Raw genomic sequence first — 15,942 nt, forward strand, 5'->3', positions numbered from 1 at the left:
GGCGCTGCTGTTCCATCTGCTGTCCAAGCTGTACGAGCGCACGAGCGTGGTGATCACGACCAACCTGAGCTTCAGCGAGTGGGCCAGCGTGTTCGGTGATGCGAAGATGACGACGGCGCTGCTGGACCGGCTCACGCACCACTGCCACATCCTGGAGACCGGCAACGACAGCTACCGCTTCAAGAACAGCTCCGCCCAACCCAACCAGCCCAAGAAGGAGTCTAAGACCAAGAAGTTACCCACAGCCTGAGTCCGAGTGGCTCGAATACGGGTGGGTCAATATTGGATGGAAACGGTGGGTCAGGATTGCGTGGAACTCAACATCTTCACCGTCGATGTAGATGCAATCGCCGCGGTCCTTCTTGGACAGGTTCTGCCAGAAGCCTCCGTAGAGTCGGCCGTGCTCCTGGAAGCTGGCATTGCTGAAGTACCTCCTGAGGCGTCTCTCCTGATCGTTGATCTTTGCGTGGCGTGGTCCATCATCCATCGGCACGTATTCAATGTCCGCATCCTCAAGCCACCGGTTGATCCGACGCACCTCCGAACGCATCCGCACGGTGTCATCGTTGTCGGTGTAGTCGAGCCACTTGCCCTTGTCGCCGAAGCGCTCCTTGGGGGCCTTCTGAACGATCACCTCTTCGTCCGGGTTGCGTCCAAGGTCAGCAAAGGTGACTGGGTGACGGTCAAGGAACTCGATCAGCTTCGGCCCGGGCCACAAGGTTGTCTTGCTCCCCTTGCCGTCGCCACTGCGCAGCCTGTGGACCCCTTGACGCATCTTGCAGGCACCAAGGCTGGTAAATGCGTCCATCACGTCAATGAACTTCTCAGACAGGAATGACGGGGCGTATCGATTCCGCCTCGTGTAGTCCCGATTGTTCCTGGAAACGCACAGTCGTTGGTCAGGGCTCTGGAGATGGACAAACAAGAGTTCACACACCAGGGCCTCCACCTGTGATTCGTGGCGTTGCTGATCTGCGGCCTTCCTGGCTCGCTGTCGGTCCTTGGCCTCCTGCTTCCGAATGAGAGAGCCGGCTCCGCTCGTTTGAACACGCAACGCCTTGAAGTAAGTGGATTGGCTGCGGTTTGAACTTCTTCAATCCCGGGCCCCTGCCAGGCCGCCGGAGGCGCCCCGGTTGAGCCCATGTACACATGGTTCAACCCATCACGCTGCGGCGTGCATCGGCGCCAGCGCGTTGAAGTAGACCATATCCGGTGTTTGGCCGTCGTGCGACTGATGCGGTCGGCGTGCGTTGTAGAAGTCGAAGTACGCCCCCAGACTCTGGCGCGCGGCGCTGACGCCGTCGTAGGCCTTGAGGTACACGTCCTCGTACTTCACGCTGCGCCACAGTCGCTCGACGAAGACGTTGTCGCGCCAGCAGCCCTTGCCATCCATGCTTTGGCGTGCACCGATGCGCGCAACCTCGGCAACGAACTCGGCGCTGCTGAACTGGCTGCCCTGGTCGGTGTTGACGATCTCTGGCGTTCCCCAGCGCGCGGCCGCCTCGCGCAAGGCCTCGACACAGAAGTCCGCCTCCATCGTGATTGACACCCGGTGAGCGAGCACCCGGCGGCTGTGCCAGTCCAGCACCGCCACCAGGTACACCCAGCCGCGCGCCATCGGGATGTACGTGATGTCCAACGCCCACACCTGGTTGGCGCGCTCGATGCCCAGCCCTCGCAGCGCATACGGGAACACCGGGTGCGCCGGGTGCTTCTTGCTCGTGTTGGGCTTGCGGTACAGCGCCTGGATGCCCATGCGCCGCATCAGCGTGCCCACGTGCCGGCGCCCGACCTCGATGCCCTGCAGCCGCAGCAGATCGCGCAGCATGCGGCTGCCCGCGAATGGGTACTCCAGGTGCAACTCGTCGATGCGGCGCATCAGCGCGAGTTCGACCTCAGGGATCGGCTCGGGGTGGTAGTACACCGTGCCGCGGCTGATGCCCAGCAGTTCGGCTTGGCGCTTGACCGGCAGTTCGTGATCGCGCTCGATCATCGCTTTACGCTCAGCAACCCGGCCTTGCTGAGCGCGCCTTCCAAAAAATCATTCTCCAGCGCCAACTGCCCGATCTTCGCATGCAGCGCCTTGAGGTCCACCGCCGCCGCCTCGGGCGCCACTGCGCCACCGAACACGCCGGCGGCGCGCTCGATGAGCTGACGCCGCCACTCGGTCACCTGGTTCGGATGCACGTCGTGCTTCTGAGCGATCTCGGCGATGGTCCTCCCATCGGCCAGCGCCTCGATCGCCACCTTGGCCTTGAACGCCGCTGAGTGATTGCGCCGCGGTCTCCTGCTCATACTCTCTGCTCCTTCTTCCTGGGCTCTATCCTCGCCCATCGGAGCAGCCTCTCCACTTTATGCCGTGTTCAGATTCACGCGACCGGCTCTGAGACTCAGCACGTGGGCAACAACCAGCTTGGATGCCACGGTCTTGGCGACTCTATGACCATCGAAGAACTCATCCTTGCTGGGTTCCTCGTTCTTGTTGCTAGCAGCCTTCTTCATTCAATCCACCAGGAAGCTCCTGGCTACCTTTGGTGTCCATTGGTGGTATTTCAATCATCATCCCCATGGCATCACACCAGAGGAGAGCTAGGGGAACCTAGGAACTCCTTAGGACCCTTAGCCCTCTCCTTAAGGAAGGGGCATAAGGGGATGGCCCTGACTGCGGAGTTGGCCCAGTCCATCGGGTCAATCAGCGCTGTGGTGCCACCCTCGGCGGTCTACGTACATCTTCACCTCTGCGAAGGATGCGTCGGTGACGTGATAGAGGTACGCGAACACGTAGATGCCTCCGCATGTGTCGTAGATCACTTCGATGTCCCGAAGAACATCCTCGGGCAGAACATCCAGGCCACGGACAGACTTCGCTGGTCGAAGCTCATGACCCAGGGCCTGATATAGCCGGTCTGCCACTTCTTGCATCATGGGTGAGTCTCTTCGGTGTTGCGATTGGCTCAGGAACGCCCCTCAGAGGCCCTCAGGGCGCTTCGGTGATCCGGGCGAGGGGTGTGGGGCCTGATGTGACCTGGGGGATTCAGGCCCGCGCTGGCATCGGCTGCCACTGGGTCGGGCTGAAGGTGAGTTCATCGAACTCCACATCATCCGCCCAAACCTCCGAGTAGTTTCCCTCAGCGTCCTCGGTGGCCCAAGAGTCCAGCAGGCGGGCAGCAGTCACCACCCGTTCGGCTCTGGGTTGGTCTGGGTGCCACCCGCGAACGAGGACGAGGGTGTCCTTGGGGGGAAGTTGTTCGGCGACGGTGATCCAGTTGTTCATTTCGGTTCCTCGGAATACGTTGGGTGGCATGCCGCCGCTGAGTCTCGGACGGCTCTAGTGTTTCGATACTCACTGATCCGGGATCAGGGCTGCTACCTCGGCAAGCCAGCGGCGCTTTGCCTTCAGGCTGTACCCCTTGCCATAGTTTGCGGCGATGTCCTTGCCGGAATGCCCTTGAATGGCCTTTTGAATGTCCTCGGGACAGCCGACTTCGCGCAGTGCGTCCTTCATCCAGTGCCTGAAGGAATGAGAGGTGATGCCCGACTCGGCAAGGCGCTTGTTCACAGCAGCGGAGGCGTTGTCATTCCCGCGCTTCTTCGCGTACTCAGGAAAGAGGGCGGCGGATGCCTTGGCCAACGCTACGACCCGCGTAGCCGCTGTCAAAGCCACGCCTAGAAGGGGCACGTCCCGAACACTCGCCTCTGTCTTGAGGCTGCGCCAGGGCTGGGGCTTGATGGCGATGTGCGGAGTTTCATGGTCTAGCAGCACATCCGCGACCGCTAGGCCTGAGAGTTCCCCGATACGGGCTCCTGTACCAATCTGAAGGCGGATGAGAAGGGCCGTGCTGCTGTCGTCGTTGGCGAACTTGGTGATGAGTTCCTTGACCGCATCTGTGGTCGGAACCACGGCCTCCTTCGCATCGTGACCCTCTGCCCTGATCTTCAAAACGGCAAAGGGGTTGGGCTTCGCGATTTCCCATTCACGCCAAGCCACTGCTAGGACGGCGTTGATGTGCGAGAGCGAGCGGCGGACTGTCGTCGTCTTGACTGAAGTCAGGCGAGTGTCGATGTAGTTGCGTCCGTGCTCTCGTGTCAGGTCTTCCACCGCGATGTCGCCTACGAGAGCCATCAACCCATCCCAGTCCCTGCGCACCTTGGCGATGAAGTCGGCATCGTGCGCCTTCTCATGGGTGGACTCGTAGGCGTCAAAGGCGTGACTCAACCTCTTCGCATTGACGCGGCCTTTCTGGAGTATCCGAAGTGCTGCCTCTTCGTGAGCAGGGAGGAATTCTTTCTCCGGAGTGTCCGCAAGCCACTCTGGGACGTGATCCGGATATCCCTGGTCCGCAAGGTAGCGATGCCACTTCGGATCGACTACGTGATCCACAAAAGTGCTGAGGTCTCCCCACTCATCAGCGAGGGCCTGAGCGGCCCGCAACGTCTCGCCAGGGGTCAAGGCCTTGTCGTTGCGGAGCGCCTTGAACTGCGCTTCGTAGCTCTGTGCCATGGCTGCGGCCTTGCGGGCGGCCACACGTGCGTCCGAGGTCTCCAGCGACTTGCGGATGAGCTTGGTTGGGAAGCGGCCGTGAAGGTCCTTGGGGACTCGGAGGTGGAACCAGTAGATGGCCCCTCGGAGTTGGACGTGTCGAATGTGGACGCGGACTGCTGAATTCAAGATCAAGAGCATGCAGGGCCAATCGAGGTAAGGGGCTGGTCATCCCATCTTGAACGGTGCGGATGAGGCGCTGAGGATGGTGTCCACCAAATCGAATAGGTGGACCCCTGATGAATCCCAAAGGACCCAATCCGCGGCGCCGACACGCTGCCGAGTTGAAGGCCGCAGTGCTGGCCGAGTGCGAAGCGCCGGGCGCGTCGGTGGCGGCGGTGGCGCTCGCGCACGGGCTGAACGCGAACCTGGTGCGCAAGTGGCTGGTCGGGCGTGGCATCAAGCGCACCGGACTGCCGGCGCCGCGTGCTGCGAGCGCACTGGCGCTCGATGCGCGGTTGACGCCGGCGATCGCTGCGCCCGCGTCCTTCGTGCCAGTGCAGATGCCCCCGCCCGCGCCGGCGAAGGACATGAAGGTGCAGTTGCGTCGTGGCGCGACGACCGTCACGTTGTGCTGGCCGGCGGAGTCGGCGGGCGAACTCATGGCGTGGATGCGGGAGCTGATGAAGTGATCCGCATCGATGCGCTGTGGGTGGCGGTCGCGCCCGTGGACATGCGCGCGGGCGCCGAGCGATTGCTGGCGCAGGTGGTGCTCGTGTTCGGCCAGGCGCGAGCTCATCACGCCTACTTGTTCGCGAACGCGCGCGCGACGCGGATCAAGCTGCTGATACACGATGGGTTCGGCGTGTGGTGCGCGACGCGGCGGCTCAACGAGGGCCGCTTCCTCTGGCCTGCGGCCGACACCGCGACGCTTGCGCTCACGCGCGAGCAGTTCGAGGCGCTGGTGATTGGACTGCCGTGGCAGCGCCTGGAGCAGCTGCAGGTCATCACGCGCGTATAGAGGTTGCAGTGGCAACGCCGCGTTGCGCAGCCTTGCCTGAGCGTGGTGGGCGCGATGACAATCGCGCCCCATGCTCGATACGCAACAGCTCAAGGCCGAAGACCTGCAAGGTCTGGATGCTGAGGCGGCGTCGAAGGTGATGGCCATGGTGCAGCGGCTCACGCAGGAGCTGCACTTCAAAGAGACGAAGCTGCAGAAGCTCACGTTCGAGCTGGCGCGGCTGAAGGCTCTGAAGTTCGGGGCCAAGACCGAAGTGATGGATGCCGAGCAGCGGCGCCTGTTCGAGGAGACGCTGGCCGAAGACGAGGCCAGCCTGCTGGCGCAGCTGCAGGCACTGCAGAACGCCAAGGCCGCGGCCGAAGCGGCGGCCGGCCAGGACAAGCCGCCGCCCAAGCGTGCCCCGCGGCGCCAGCCGCTGCCCGCGCACCTGCGCCGGGAAGACCACCGCCACGAGCCCGAGGACACGAACTGCCCGCAGCCCGAGTGCGGCCGTCCGATGCTGCGCATCGGCGAGGAGGTGAGCGAACGGCTGGACATCATCCCGGCGGAGTTCTTCGTCCACCGCCACATCTATGGCAAGTGGGCCTGCAAGTGCTGCCAGACTCTGGTGCAGGAGCCGGCCGAGCCGCAGATCATCGACAAGGGCCAGCCCACCGCCGCACTGGTCGCGCACACGCTGGTCAGCCGCTTCGTGGACCACCTGCCGTACTACCGGCAAGAGACCATCAACGCGCGCTCAGGCGTGCACACCCCGCGCTCGACGCTGGCGGCCTGGGCGGGCGCCGGCGGCGCGGCCTTGGAGCCGCTGTACGAGGTGCACAAGGCCTTCGTGCTGGCCTGCGCGGTGCTGCATGCCGACGAGACGCCGGTGGCGATGCTCGACCCTGGCGCGGGCAAGACCAAGAAGGCGTACATCTGGGGCTACGCGCGCAGCCAGTTCGATCCCCAGCCCGGCGTGATCTACGAGTTCTGCCCGGGGCGCGGCGGCAAGTACCCGGTGGCGTTCCTCGATGGCTGGAAGGGCACGCTCATCTGCGACGACTACAAGGGCTACGAGACGCTGTTCAAGCTTGGGGTGCGCGTCGAGGCGGGATGCGCAGTTCACAGCCGACGCAAGTTCGACGAGCTGATCAAGCACGGCCACAGCGAGGTCGCGGCCGAGGCCGTGAGGCGCATGGCGGTGGTGTTCCAGATCGAGCAGCAGCTGCAGCACTGCGAACCCGCTGAGCGCCTGGCGCTGCGACAGCAGATCACGCGGCCACACTGGGACGGGCTGCATGCCTGGCTGAAGCTGGAGCGACAGCGGGTTCCCGAGGGCAGCGCCGTCGCCAGGGCTATCGACTACAGCCTGCGCCGGTGGGAGGCGTTGAGCCGCTTCCTCAGCGACGGCGACGTCAGCCCGCACAACAACCACCTCGAGAACTTGCTGCGTCCCTGGGCGGTCGGCAGGAAGGCATGGCTGTTCGCGGGAAGCGAGCTCGCGGGTCAACGCGCGGCCATCGTGATGAGCCTGGTGCAGTCGGCAAAGCTCAACGGCCACGATCCGTGGGCCTACCTGAAGGACGTGCTCGAGCGGCTGCCGAGCCACTCGGCAAGCCGCATCGAGGAGTTGCTCCCACATCGCTGGAAGGCACAGGCCGGGCGCTGAGATACTGCGCGGTCATGAACATCGACCTCAGCAAGCTCGACGAGGCCGAGCTGGTGGAGCTGAACCGGCAGATCGTGGCGCGCCTGAGGTACCTGCAGGAGGCTCGCACGCACCACCAGATGCTCAGCTACAGCGTCGGCGACCGCGTGCGCTTCCACCCGCCGGGACACGACCCAAAGACCGGCGTCATCGTCAAGTACAACCGCAAGACCGTGACGGTCGTCACCGACGATCACCACCAGTGGAACGTTGCGCCAGTGTTCCTCAGCCATGTAGTCGACGCCGACGCAACCAGCAACCCGCCGAACATCGTCCGATTACCGACGAAGCCGTGATCGGCGCCGCGGTCAAGATGGGGCCGCGAGCCGCTTACGGCGTCCAAGCAGCAATCCATGTCTGGGTGCAGGCACAGAGCACACCCGGACCATGCACGATTGGACTCGAACCAAGAAAAGTGGGTCAAACGGGGGTTCCGAGGGATCTGGCAAATGAGCTCTTCTGGGAGGCGATCCCCTCGCCGACCGCCCTGCCCCCGGATTCTTCCCTGAATTCTTCCCCGGCACACGATTGGTGTGCGACCAAAAGCTAGCCTCCTAGAGAAGCCAGACGACGCGACCCGCGGCTTGCTTCAGCCACGAAGCATCGCTTTTGAGCGCCCCTCTTCTTCGAAGCGCTAGACGTTTGGCAGCAGTGGCAAGGCGTGATCACGTTCTGGTGCTTCCACGCGATGCGCCCGAGGCGTGTGACGGTCTTTCGATCGACGGCGGCTTTGTGTTCGACATGCCATGCAAGACCTCATTCTGCCGACGCCTTGGTTCATCGATTTCTTCCGCGTCGGCAGGGTCAAACATGTCGACATTCAGCATCTCGGTCAAAGCAGTCATCGGCGGACACAGCCTGCCATGGGCTCGGACAACTTGTCCGCGTTCGCTTTGCTATAAAAACGTTCACAACTAGGCGCCGGGCCGGGGCGTCAGTATGTCCAGAAGAGACTTGTCACCAATCTCCTTCGCATGATCGAGTGCGGTGACGCCTCTGTAGCGCAGCTTGGCGTAGTCCACCCCTGAACGCTGCATGAGGTGGATGGCATCGATCCGCCGTTCGATGACGGGTAGCAGCGCCACCGGAATGGCTTCGTCGCCCACAGGTGCGTAGGGATTTGCGCCGAATCGAAGCAGGCGTCGAGCCGCAGCCAGGTCGTCACGCCGCAACGCATAGGCGAGGGCATCAAACTTGTCGTTATCCATCTGGTCGATGCGCTCGCCTAAAGCCATCAGCTTGGGAAGCGCGGTGGCCGTCCGATCGCTCGTGGCGAGAAGGTAGATGGGTCTTGCACCGGCGGGCAGATAGATGCGCGCCTGGTTGAGAGCGTCGGCATCACTAGCACCTGTGGAGCGAGCCCACTTCGAATAGAAGGCGAGGCCGAGCAAGTCGCGCGCCTCGCTGCAATGCTGGTCGAGCGCCGTACGTGCCAGTTGAACGGCCATGTCGATGTCGCCTCGCTCATGCAAGGCAAAGTCCCCGTAAGCTACGCCGTAGCACCCCTGCGCGCCGTATTCCGCCACGCGTTGCTTGTGGAGCGCTTCCATCCCGTCAAGATCGTGGCGCCGCCCGAGGATCGACAGCAACTGATCGTAAGCCAGCATTCGTGCTCGATCGTAGGTGTCGTGGGTGGGGGCGTGCTGAACAGCCACCTTGTACTTCTCGATTGCTGCATCGGAAGCCCCTTCCATAGACAGCATCTCGCCCCAATTGGTCCATAACCATAGATTGGCCGGCTTGGAGGCGGCAGCGGCGACAAAGAGCGTTTCAGCTTGCTTGTATCGGTGCTGATGAGCGTAGACGTAGCCCATCAGGATCTTTGCATTGGCACTTTCCGGCTCGATTTGAAGAGCGGACGTGAGCAACACCTCAGCCTGATGCAAGCCTTCGGGACCCCAGTTCGTTTTCATTGCCACCCGGGCAAGCTCGATGTATGCCGCCGTGAACTTCGGATCCTTAGAGAGGATGCGTTCCAGCAGAGTCTTCGCCTCCTGCAGCGAAGGCCCTTGGCCGGAATCGATGTCGGCCACTGCCTGTTTGAGCAGATCGTGAGACGACTTTCCGCGCCAACGACTTTCCTCAGCCCAGGTTTGGAAATCGGGCCAGTCGATGTGCTGGTTCACCTCGTGTGTCGCCAGTACTGCTTGCCCCACGCCCATCGATGCAAGCACCAAGTCCGTGCTGCTTGACTCCTCCCCCTGGGGACGATTAAGCGCAAGGTCGAGATGATGCGTCCCTCGTTGCGCCAGCTTGTATCCGGAGGGGTACCCCACTTTGACCGGTGGCCCGTCAGCGACCGCGCGCGCAAGTTGAACTGTGATGACCGCAGCAGCGGGGGCGCCAGTGTAGAAATAGTCGAGAGAGGCGACCCAGTGACCGTCCGGTTCTTGATGGACCTTGACATCGGACATGCTATTGCTGCCGGGCAGCGAAGGCGCGGGCGTGCCCGTCTTCTGGCGCATGAGGTGTGGGCCGGCCACGTAGGCCGCGATCAGGCCCAGCAGGACCGTCATCAAGATCAAGGGGCGTTTCGACGCCATGCCAGCCTCCTCCTGTGCGGCCGCTCGTGCGGCCTGATAGCTTCGGGAGAAATGGTAGCGCAGCGCATGGACCGGTCAGTGGTCGTTGGTGCCAATCGCTGGGGGCCGAGAACACAAGGGAGCTTGCGGATTCCCGCCGTTCGAGACCGACGGCTTGTGGCCGCGAAGAGCCCGAGGTGCCGGCTTTGGATCGCGGTCCGTTGCAGAGGGTGCCTTCCGCTCGACCGGAATGCGAAGGCAATTCCCACTGCCCTGCGACGGCGGCGGGCGCCGCGATCCGATCAGGGTGCCACCTTGCGCTTGATGGCGCGAGCGACGGGCTGGGGCAGGCTGTCGAGCGACTTCAGCAGGGCCGGCAGCAGTCGCAGCTTGAGCCCGGTGAAGGCGCTCGGCACCACGGCCTCGATCAGGTGTGGTCCCGGCGTGGCCAGTGCCGCTTCCAAAGCCTGCACGAAGCCCTCGGCGGTGGTGGCCCGCACGGCCGGCACGCCCATCCCCTTGCTGAGCTGCACGAAGTCGAGCGGCGGGTTGGCCAGGTCGAGCTGGGCACGCGCGCTGCGGCCCTGGCCCTGCGCGCCGACGCGCTGCAGTTCGACGTTGAGGATGGCGTAGGAGCGGTTGTTGAAGATGATGTTGACCACGTTCAGGCGCTCGCGGGCCATGGTCCACAGCGCCTGCAGCGTGTACATGGCCGAGCCGTCGCCGCACAGTGCGATCACGGGACGGTCCGGGCATGCGATGGCCGCGCCGACCGCCGTGGGCAGCCCCTGGCCGATGGCGCCGCCAGTGAGCGTGAGCACATCGTGGCGCGGTGCGCCGCGCGTGAATGCGGGCAGCAGCACGCCGGAGGTCTGCGCCTCGTCCACGATGATGGCGTGTTCGGGCAGCATGGCGCCGATGGCCTTGCACACCTTCTCGGCCGTGAGCTTGCCGCGCGGCCGCGAAGGCCTCACCGGGGCCTGCAGCACGGGGTCCACCGCCTGCGCCTGAACACGCGCGGCCAGCGCGGCCAGGGCGGCTTGCGCGTCCTGTTCGAAGGACGCGAGCGTGTGCACGGTGCAGCCTTCGGGCACCAGGTCGCTGGCCTTGCCGGGATAGGCGAAGAACGACACGGGCGACTTGGCGTCGACGAGGATCAGGTGCTTGAGCCCGCGCAGCTGCACCGAGGCGAGCTCGGCCAGGTAGGCGATGCGCTCCACATGCGGCAGCCCGGCGCCGCGTTCGATGCGGGTGGGAAACACCTCGGCCAGCAGCTTCACGCCGTAGCGGGCCGCGAGGCAACCGGCAGCGCGCAGCGAGGGCTCGCGCAAGGCCCGACCGCCCAAGAGCAGCGCCGCCGGCTCGCCGCTGCGCAGCGACTGCGCGAGCGTGTCGATGACGGCGTCGTCGATCGGCTTCGGTGGCGAGGCGGGCGGCAGCCGGGCCGGCGTGCCGCCTTCGGACCACGACACGTCGGCCGGGAGGATGAGCGTGGCCACCTGTCCGGGCGGGCCCATGGCGGCGGCCACGGCCTCTACGGCGTCCTGGCACAGCGCCTGGGTGGATCCCGAGGTCCGGACCCATCGCGAGACGTTGCGCGCCACGGTCTCGATGTCGGACTGAAGCTGCGCGTCGTAGCGCACGTGGTGGGTGGCGTGGTCGCCGACGATGTTGACGATGGGCACGCGGCCCTTGCGCGCGTTGTGCAGGTTGGCCAGCCCGTTGCCCAGGCCGCAGCCCAGGTGCAGCAGCGTGGCCGCAGGTCGATCGGCCATGCGTGCATAGCCATCGGCCGCGCCGGTGGCCACGCCTTCGAACAGGGTCAGCACCGCGCGCATGCGGGGCTCCTGGTCGAGCGCGGCGACGAAGTGCATCTCCGAGGTGCCGGGGTTGCTGAAACAGACCTGGACGCCCGCGTCGGCCAGGGTCTTCATCAAGGCTTGTGCGCCGATCATGGTGCTTGTCTCCGGTTGTCGTTGTTGTCGTCAATGCCCGTGAGTGATGGCGCGTGCCGCCGCCCGCGCCGTGAGGATGCAGCCGGGCAGGAAGGTGCCTTCCAGCGAGCGCTTGCCGCTGGCCCCGCCGCCGCCGAAGCCCGCGGCCTCGCCCACGCAATACAGCCCCGGCACGGACTGGCCGGCCGCGTCCAGCACGCGGCTTTGCAGGTCGGTCTGCAGGCCCCCCAGGCTCTTGCGTGTGACCAGCTGCAGCTGCATGGCGATGAAGGGGCCGGCGCCGCGTTGTTGCAGCCGTGCCGGCTTGCAGGTGCGCAGCCGGTCGGACCACCATTGCCTGGCATGCATCACCCGCCGGATCTGCTCGTCGTTGCAGACGCTCAGGCCCCTGTCGAAGTTCGAATCGAAATCGTCGACGGTGGCTTGCAGCACCTGAGGATCGACGTCGTTCGTGCCGGTCAGCGCATTCATGCGGGCGGCCAGTGCGCCCAGTGTGGGCTCGACGATGAACTGCGGGCACTCGCGTTGCAGCTGACGCACCAGCGCATGATTGCCGAAGAAAATGTCGCGCGCAAAGTGCAGGCGACGGCTGTCGCGCACATGCGGATTGTGCTCAGCGCCCGAGATGGCGAGTTCGCGCGCGGCAATGCGCCAGTTCATCACTTGCCAGGTATAGGGCTTCTCCAGCGCCGCCACGCGCTGGCAAAGATCGTGCGTGTCGAAACCCGTGACCAGCGGCTCAGGCCCGATGCGCCGGCCGCGGTGGTCCAGCCACAGGGCCGACTTGCTCGGAATGGCGGACAGTCCATGACCCGGGAAGTGCGGTCGCGGGTGAGGAAGGCCCGCCGCATAGTTCCACATCTCGCCGGCGTGCGTGATGCGGCCGCCCAGCTCGTCGCTCACCTGCCGGTGCAGCCGCCCATCGGAGAACGGATGCGCACCGTTGAGCATAGTGGCGGGGCGTACGCGGCCGGCGGGCCAGTTCGCAATCACCTGCTCGGTCGAGCCGTTGATGCCACCCATGGCCAGCACGACGCGGCCGGCGTCGATCAGCACCGGCGTGCCGCCCCCTTCGGGCTCGGCGCGCAAACCGGTCACGCCCTTCGCGCTGCGCTCGATGCCCACGACCCGGTGCCCGCTCAGCACGGTGAGACGACCCTTGCCGCCCGCTTCCTGCATAACCGCCACCATGCGCCGCACCAGGCCGTGGCCGGTGCCCCACAGCACGTGGTAGCGCGGCAGGCGGTTGCCGTTGCCGTACTTTCCGCGCTCGACCCAGTTCACGGCCGGCATGAATCGCAACCCCTGCTGCACGAGCCAGTCGTAGACCTGCGGTCGCGACTCCTGGACGTAGTGCTCGGCCCAGCGGCGCGGCCAGACGTCGTTGGCGCCCAGCTCGCCGAAGCTCAGCCAGTCCGCCAGGGCGCGGTGGGGCGAATCGGGAATCTTCAGCTTGGCCTGCAACGGCGTGCCCACCAGCGCCATGCCCCCGAAGGACCACAGCGCCAGGCCGCCCAGGCGCTCGGGCGTGTCGCGATCCACGACAGTCACGCTGAGCCCGGCGCGCAGGCATTCCAACGCGGTGACGATTCCCGCCAAGCCCCCGCCCGCAATCGCAACGTCCGTCGAATGTCTGTTTGCCATCAGCGACCCCTGCCAGTCAGCAGTCTGCAAACTATGCGATTAGGATCGGGACTCATTGACATCTTGGGCCACAGGAATTGACTTTGCAGGCCACCGTGTCCAACAGCTGGGTGCAGACCGTGCTGGGCGAGGCGCACCGGCAAGGCATCTCGTCGACCGCGCTGCTCAAGGCCGCCGGCATTGCGCACAGCGCGCTCGAAAAAGAGCGCTGGCCGATCGACCACATCACCCGCCTGTGGCGCGTCGCCACGCGGCTGACGGCGGACCCGGGGTTCGGACTCAAGGCCGGATCGCAGGTGGGGCTGGCCAGCTTCAACGTCGTCGGCTTTCTCCTGCAATCGGCCGCCACGCTTCGCCAGGCGATCGCCGCGGCACAGAAGTACCAAAGCCTGATTTCCGACGGCGGACGCCTGCAATTGCTGCAGGTGGGCGACGAGACCTGCTGGCTCGTGTACCACCCGCAGCAGGGCGATCTGGCCTACAGCCCGCAGCAGATCGAGGCCGTGCTGGCGGCGGTCCTGACGGCCTCCAGGTGGGCCACCGGGCAGGCCTTGCGCCCGAATCTGACGCGCTTGAGCCACGACGCTCAGGGACCGCTTCAGGGCTATCAGCAGGTCTTCGGGCGCAGGATCGAGTTCAACTGTGCATTCAGCGGATTGCTCCTGGACGAAGCGCTCCTCGACCGTCCGATTCCCCAGGCCAGCCCACAGCTGGCCCGCCTGCACGAATCCGTCGCGGCATCGCAGCTCAAGGCATTGACCAGCGACCAGCGACTGGACAACCTGGTCCGGTCCTGGATCGTGCAGCACCTGGGACCCCAGGCTCCCAAACGTGCCGAAGCGGCGAAGGCACTGGGCTTGACGCCCCGGACACTGACGCGCCGCCTGCAGTCTCTGCAGACGCACTATGCGGCCTTGCTCGACCAGACACGGCGCGACCGTGCCATGGCGCAGGTCGGGCAGACCGAGCTGAGCTTTGGCGACATTGCCAGCCAGATGGGTTTCACCGACGTCAGCACGTTCTACCGTGCCTTTGCACGCTGGAGCGGCATGACGCCGGGGCAATGGCGGCGCCAATCGATGGATGTGGAGTCCATCGCGACGCCCGAGGCATCGCGCGGGCGCGCCTCTCGATAAGGCGGCAGGGCGAGTCCCGCCGTTGCGCATGGCGTCCCCGGGGCCGCCCGCATCATCGTGGCCCGTTCACCGTACCTGTGTGCTGCACCCAGAACGCTGCGTCGGCTTCCGTATACGGATGTGGAAACTGGTCAGTGAGACTGCGCCAGACCTCACGATCGTTGGCAATACGCTGTAACTCTGATTTGTCCGCCTCGCTCCACGGGCGGACAACGCAGCCTTCAATCTGAGCGAGCAGGCGCAGCGTCATGTGAGAAGGCGTCTAACGAATGAAAGGGACTTCCCCGTCCCAAGCTGACCGCGCGAAGCGGTGCTCGGCAACCCCTTCACCGACGACTACTTTGCGGCCGATGTACTGCTTCCGGCAGCAGATAGTCCAGCCCTTCTAAGCTCTTCCTCCGGAATGCAGCCCAACACGGGTTCCTTCTTGTCAACGACGAGGGACCAATCCGCTTCCATTGGAGAATTCCTCTTCGCCGCAAAGAAGTAGTGGGTGCAAGGCTCCACCTTGAATACAAATGACTTCTGTACCGGGCCTCGTGCCCCTTCACCGGGCACGGCTTCGAAGACCATCCACCGCGTACCTGGCGATAACTGAATGGGCTTGCCGGGACCGCTGAACTCGATGCTTCCGTCGACTGAGACCACACGCACCGGGTAAAGAGTTGGATCTGCGCGCGTGAGAGGCCCACCCTCCACAAAGGACAGCGGTGCAGTGGCACAGGCGCCCAAGGCCAGGAGCGAAACCAGCGGACCCAATGCAGCTCTCGAATGATGCTCGTTCATGTGTGGTCGAGTGGGTGGACGAAGAGGGATTGGTGGCGGCTAACGAGTAGTAGGCGACCGAAAATGTCGCTTTTCTCTGCGACGTTATACCGCTCATACGCGAAGCCTCGAGTGACGCCTCCTGAGCGATGCGAGATAGGGCGGCTGGCAGCGCCAAGGTTTCCAAGATGGGGCAATCCACCGTTGGCCTCCCGGCGCATGCCGTGTCGCAGTTGCAGCGAGTTCAGGCCGTCATGGAATCCGGCTCCGCTCGCAAGTCATGTCCTGACAAACTGGTTGCCTTCCTGCGCGCGATCAATCCAACAACACCCAAACCGCTCAAGAGAAGCAGGCACGAACTGGGCTCTGGCACGCCCGGCAGCGGGCCATAGATGTACTCCTGGTGCGCGAAGCTCATCGCGTCGAGGTCCAGCAAGACGAATGTGCTGAGCGTCTGCGCGCTCGAACTGATCGACAGCGAGAAAGTCGCCTCGCTCCGTTCGGCATCGACCGACGTCACTTCAAGCCCGCTGCCATCACCCATCCGGACAGCAGCCATGCCGGCCGCGCTTGCGAAGCCGTGTACGTGCAAGTCGGGGGCCAAGGTCATGAAGGCCTCCTCAGGTGCGGAGCTTTCGGAGAAGAGGAGGCCGGAAACCGTCAGTTTGGTGTTGGGCGACAGGTCGAAGACGAGCCGGTCGCTCAGTACCACGTCGATCTGGTCATACCCCA

Annotated in this window: 16 protein-coding genes; 6 read left to right on the forward strand and 10 right to left on the reverse strand. The window is 64.6% G+C overall.

Annotation, left to right across the window (positions count from 1 at the left end; genetic code table 11):
• Positions 1-250, forward strand: a 250-nt coding sequence (locus tag VJ693_RS10100; RefSeq protein WP_324153778.1) for an ATP-binding protein, incomplete at its 5' end; no start/stop codon positions are given.
• Here VJ693_RS10100 and VJ693_RS10105 read toward each other — a convergent pair.
• From VJ693_RS10105 to VJ693_RS10125, 5 genes are all read right to left on the reverse strand, one after another.
• Positions 236-808 carry a hypothetical protein gene (locus VJ693_RS10105; RefSeq protein ID WP_324153780.1) on the reverse strand — a complete coding sequence of 191 codons (573 nt, stop codon included), beginning with the start codon at positions 806-808 and terminating at the stop codon, positions 236-238. The two genes, VJ693_RS10100 and VJ693_RS10105, sit on opposite strands and share 15 nt — an antisense overlap.
• A gap of 354 nt (positions 809-1,162) precedes the next feature.
• A protein-coding gene (locus VJ693_RS10110; protein WP_324153782.1) for an IS3 family transposase occupies positions 1,163-2,295 on the reverse strand; the annotation gives its coding sequence in 2 pieces (ribosomal slippage) (positions 1,163-2,034 and positions 2,034-2,295; 1,134 coding nt in all).
• A 393-nt stretch (positions 2,296-2,688) separates the two neighbouring features.
• Complete coding sequence (locus tag VJ693_RS10115) at positions 2,689-2,925, reverse strand: hypothetical protein (RefSeq protein ID WP_324153784.1); 237 nt, start codon at positions 2,923-2,925, stop codon at positions 2,689-2,691.
• Between the two features lie 109 nt (positions 2,926-3,034).
• Positions 3,035-3,274, reverse strand: coding sequence for a DUF551 domain-containing protein (locus VJ693_RS10120; RefSeq protein WP_324153786.1), 240 nt, complete (start codon positions 3,272-3,274; stop codon positions 3,035-3,037).
• A 69-nt stretch (positions 3,275-3,343) separates the two neighbouring features.
• Entirely contained in the window at positions 3,344-4,681 is a 1,338-nt protein-coding gene (locus VJ693_RS10125; protein WP_324153787.1) for a site-specific integrase, read from the reverse strand.
• Between the two features lie 98 nt (positions 4,682-4,779).
• Here VJ693_RS10125 and VJ693_RS10130 point away from each other — a divergent pair, with 98 nt between their 5' ends.
• The 4 genes from VJ693_RS10130 to VJ693_RS10145 all read left to right on the forward strand — a co-directional run bounded on the left by VJ693_RS10130 (position 4,780) and on the right by VJ693_RS10145 (position 7,484).
• Positions 4,780-5,172, forward strand: a complete 393-nt coding sequence (locus VJ693_RS10130) for a transposase (protein ID WP_324153789.1) — start codon at positions 4,780-4,782, stop codon at positions 5,170-5,172.
• On the forward strand, positions 5,169-5,501 hold the full coding sequence (gene tnpB, locus VJ693_RS10135) for an IS66 family insertion sequence element accessory protein TnpB (protein WP_324153790.1): 333 nt from the start codon (positions 5,169-5,171) through the stop codon (positions 5,499-5,501). Before VJ693_RS10130 ends, tnpB begins: the two co-directional genes overlap by 4 nt.
• Before the next feature lie 70 nt (positions 5,502-5,571).
• Positions 5,572-7,149: an IS66 family transposase gene (tnpC, locus tag VJ693_RS10140; RefSeq protein ID WP_324153792.1), complete on the forward strand. Its 1,578-nt coding sequence runs from the start codon at positions 5,572-5,574 to the stop codon at positions 7,147-7,149.
• Between the two features lie 14 nt (positions 7,150-7,163).
• Complete coding sequence (locus VJ693_RS10145; RefSeq protein ID WP_324153794.1) at positions 7,164-7,484, forward strand: hypothetical protein; 321 nt, start codon at positions 7,164-7,166, stop codon at positions 7,482-7,484.
• A 618-nt stretch (positions 7,485-8,102) separates the two neighbouring features.
• Here the strand turns inward: VJ693_RS10145 and VJ693_RS10150 are convergent.
• The 3 genes from VJ693_RS10150 to VJ693_RS10160 all read right to left on the reverse strand — a co-directional run bounded on the left by VJ693_RS10150 (position 8,103) and on the right by VJ693_RS10160 (position 13,309).
• Entirely contained in the window at positions 8,103-9,731 is a 1,629-nt protein-coding gene (locus VJ693_RS10150; protein WP_324153796.1) for a tetratricopeptide repeat protein, read from the reverse strand.
• Positions 9,732-10,012: 281 nt separating this feature from the next.
• Entirely contained in the window at positions 10,013-11,665 is a 1,653-nt protein-coding gene (locus VJ693_RS10155) for an acetolactate synthase large subunit (RefSeq protein ID WP_324153797.1), read from the reverse strand.
• A gap of 30 nt (positions 11,666-11,695) precedes the next feature.
• The gene (locus VJ693_RS10160; protein ID WP_324153799.1) at positions 11,696-13,309 is read right to left on the reverse strand and encodes an FAD-binding protein; all 1,614 of its coding nucleotides are present in this window, start codon (positions 13,307-13,309) and stop codon (positions 11,696-11,698) included.
• A gap of 83 nt (positions 13,310-13,392) precedes the next feature.
• Here VJ693_RS10160 and VJ693_RS10165 point away from each other — a divergent pair, with 83 nt between their 5' ends.
• Positions 13,393-14,445: an AraC family transcriptional regulator gene (locus tag VJ693_RS10165; protein ID WP_324153801.1), complete on the forward strand. Its 1,053-nt coding sequence runs from the start codon at positions 13,393-13,395 to the stop codon at positions 14,443-14,445.
• A 52-nt stretch (positions 14,446-14,497) separates the two neighbouring features.
• On the opposite strand, the gene VJ693_RS10170 is transcribed toward VJ693_RS10165, so the two are convergent.
• On the reverse strand, positions 14,498-14,695 hold the full coding sequence (locus VJ693_RS10170; protein ID WP_324153803.1) for a hypothetical protein: 198 nt from the start codon (positions 14,693-14,695) through the stop codon (positions 14,498-14,500).
• A gap of 759 nt (positions 14,696-15,454) precedes the next feature.
• A partial coding sequence (locus VJ693_RS10175; protein ID WP_324153805.1) for a PEP-CTERM sorting domain-containing protein occupies positions 15,455-15,942 on the reverse strand: 488 nt, incomplete at its 5' end.

It is taken from the genome of Ideonella sp. (assembly GCF_035254525.1).
Classification (GTDB): Bacteria; Pseudomonadota; Gammaproteobacteria; order Burkholderiales; family Burkholderiaceae_C; genus Ideonella.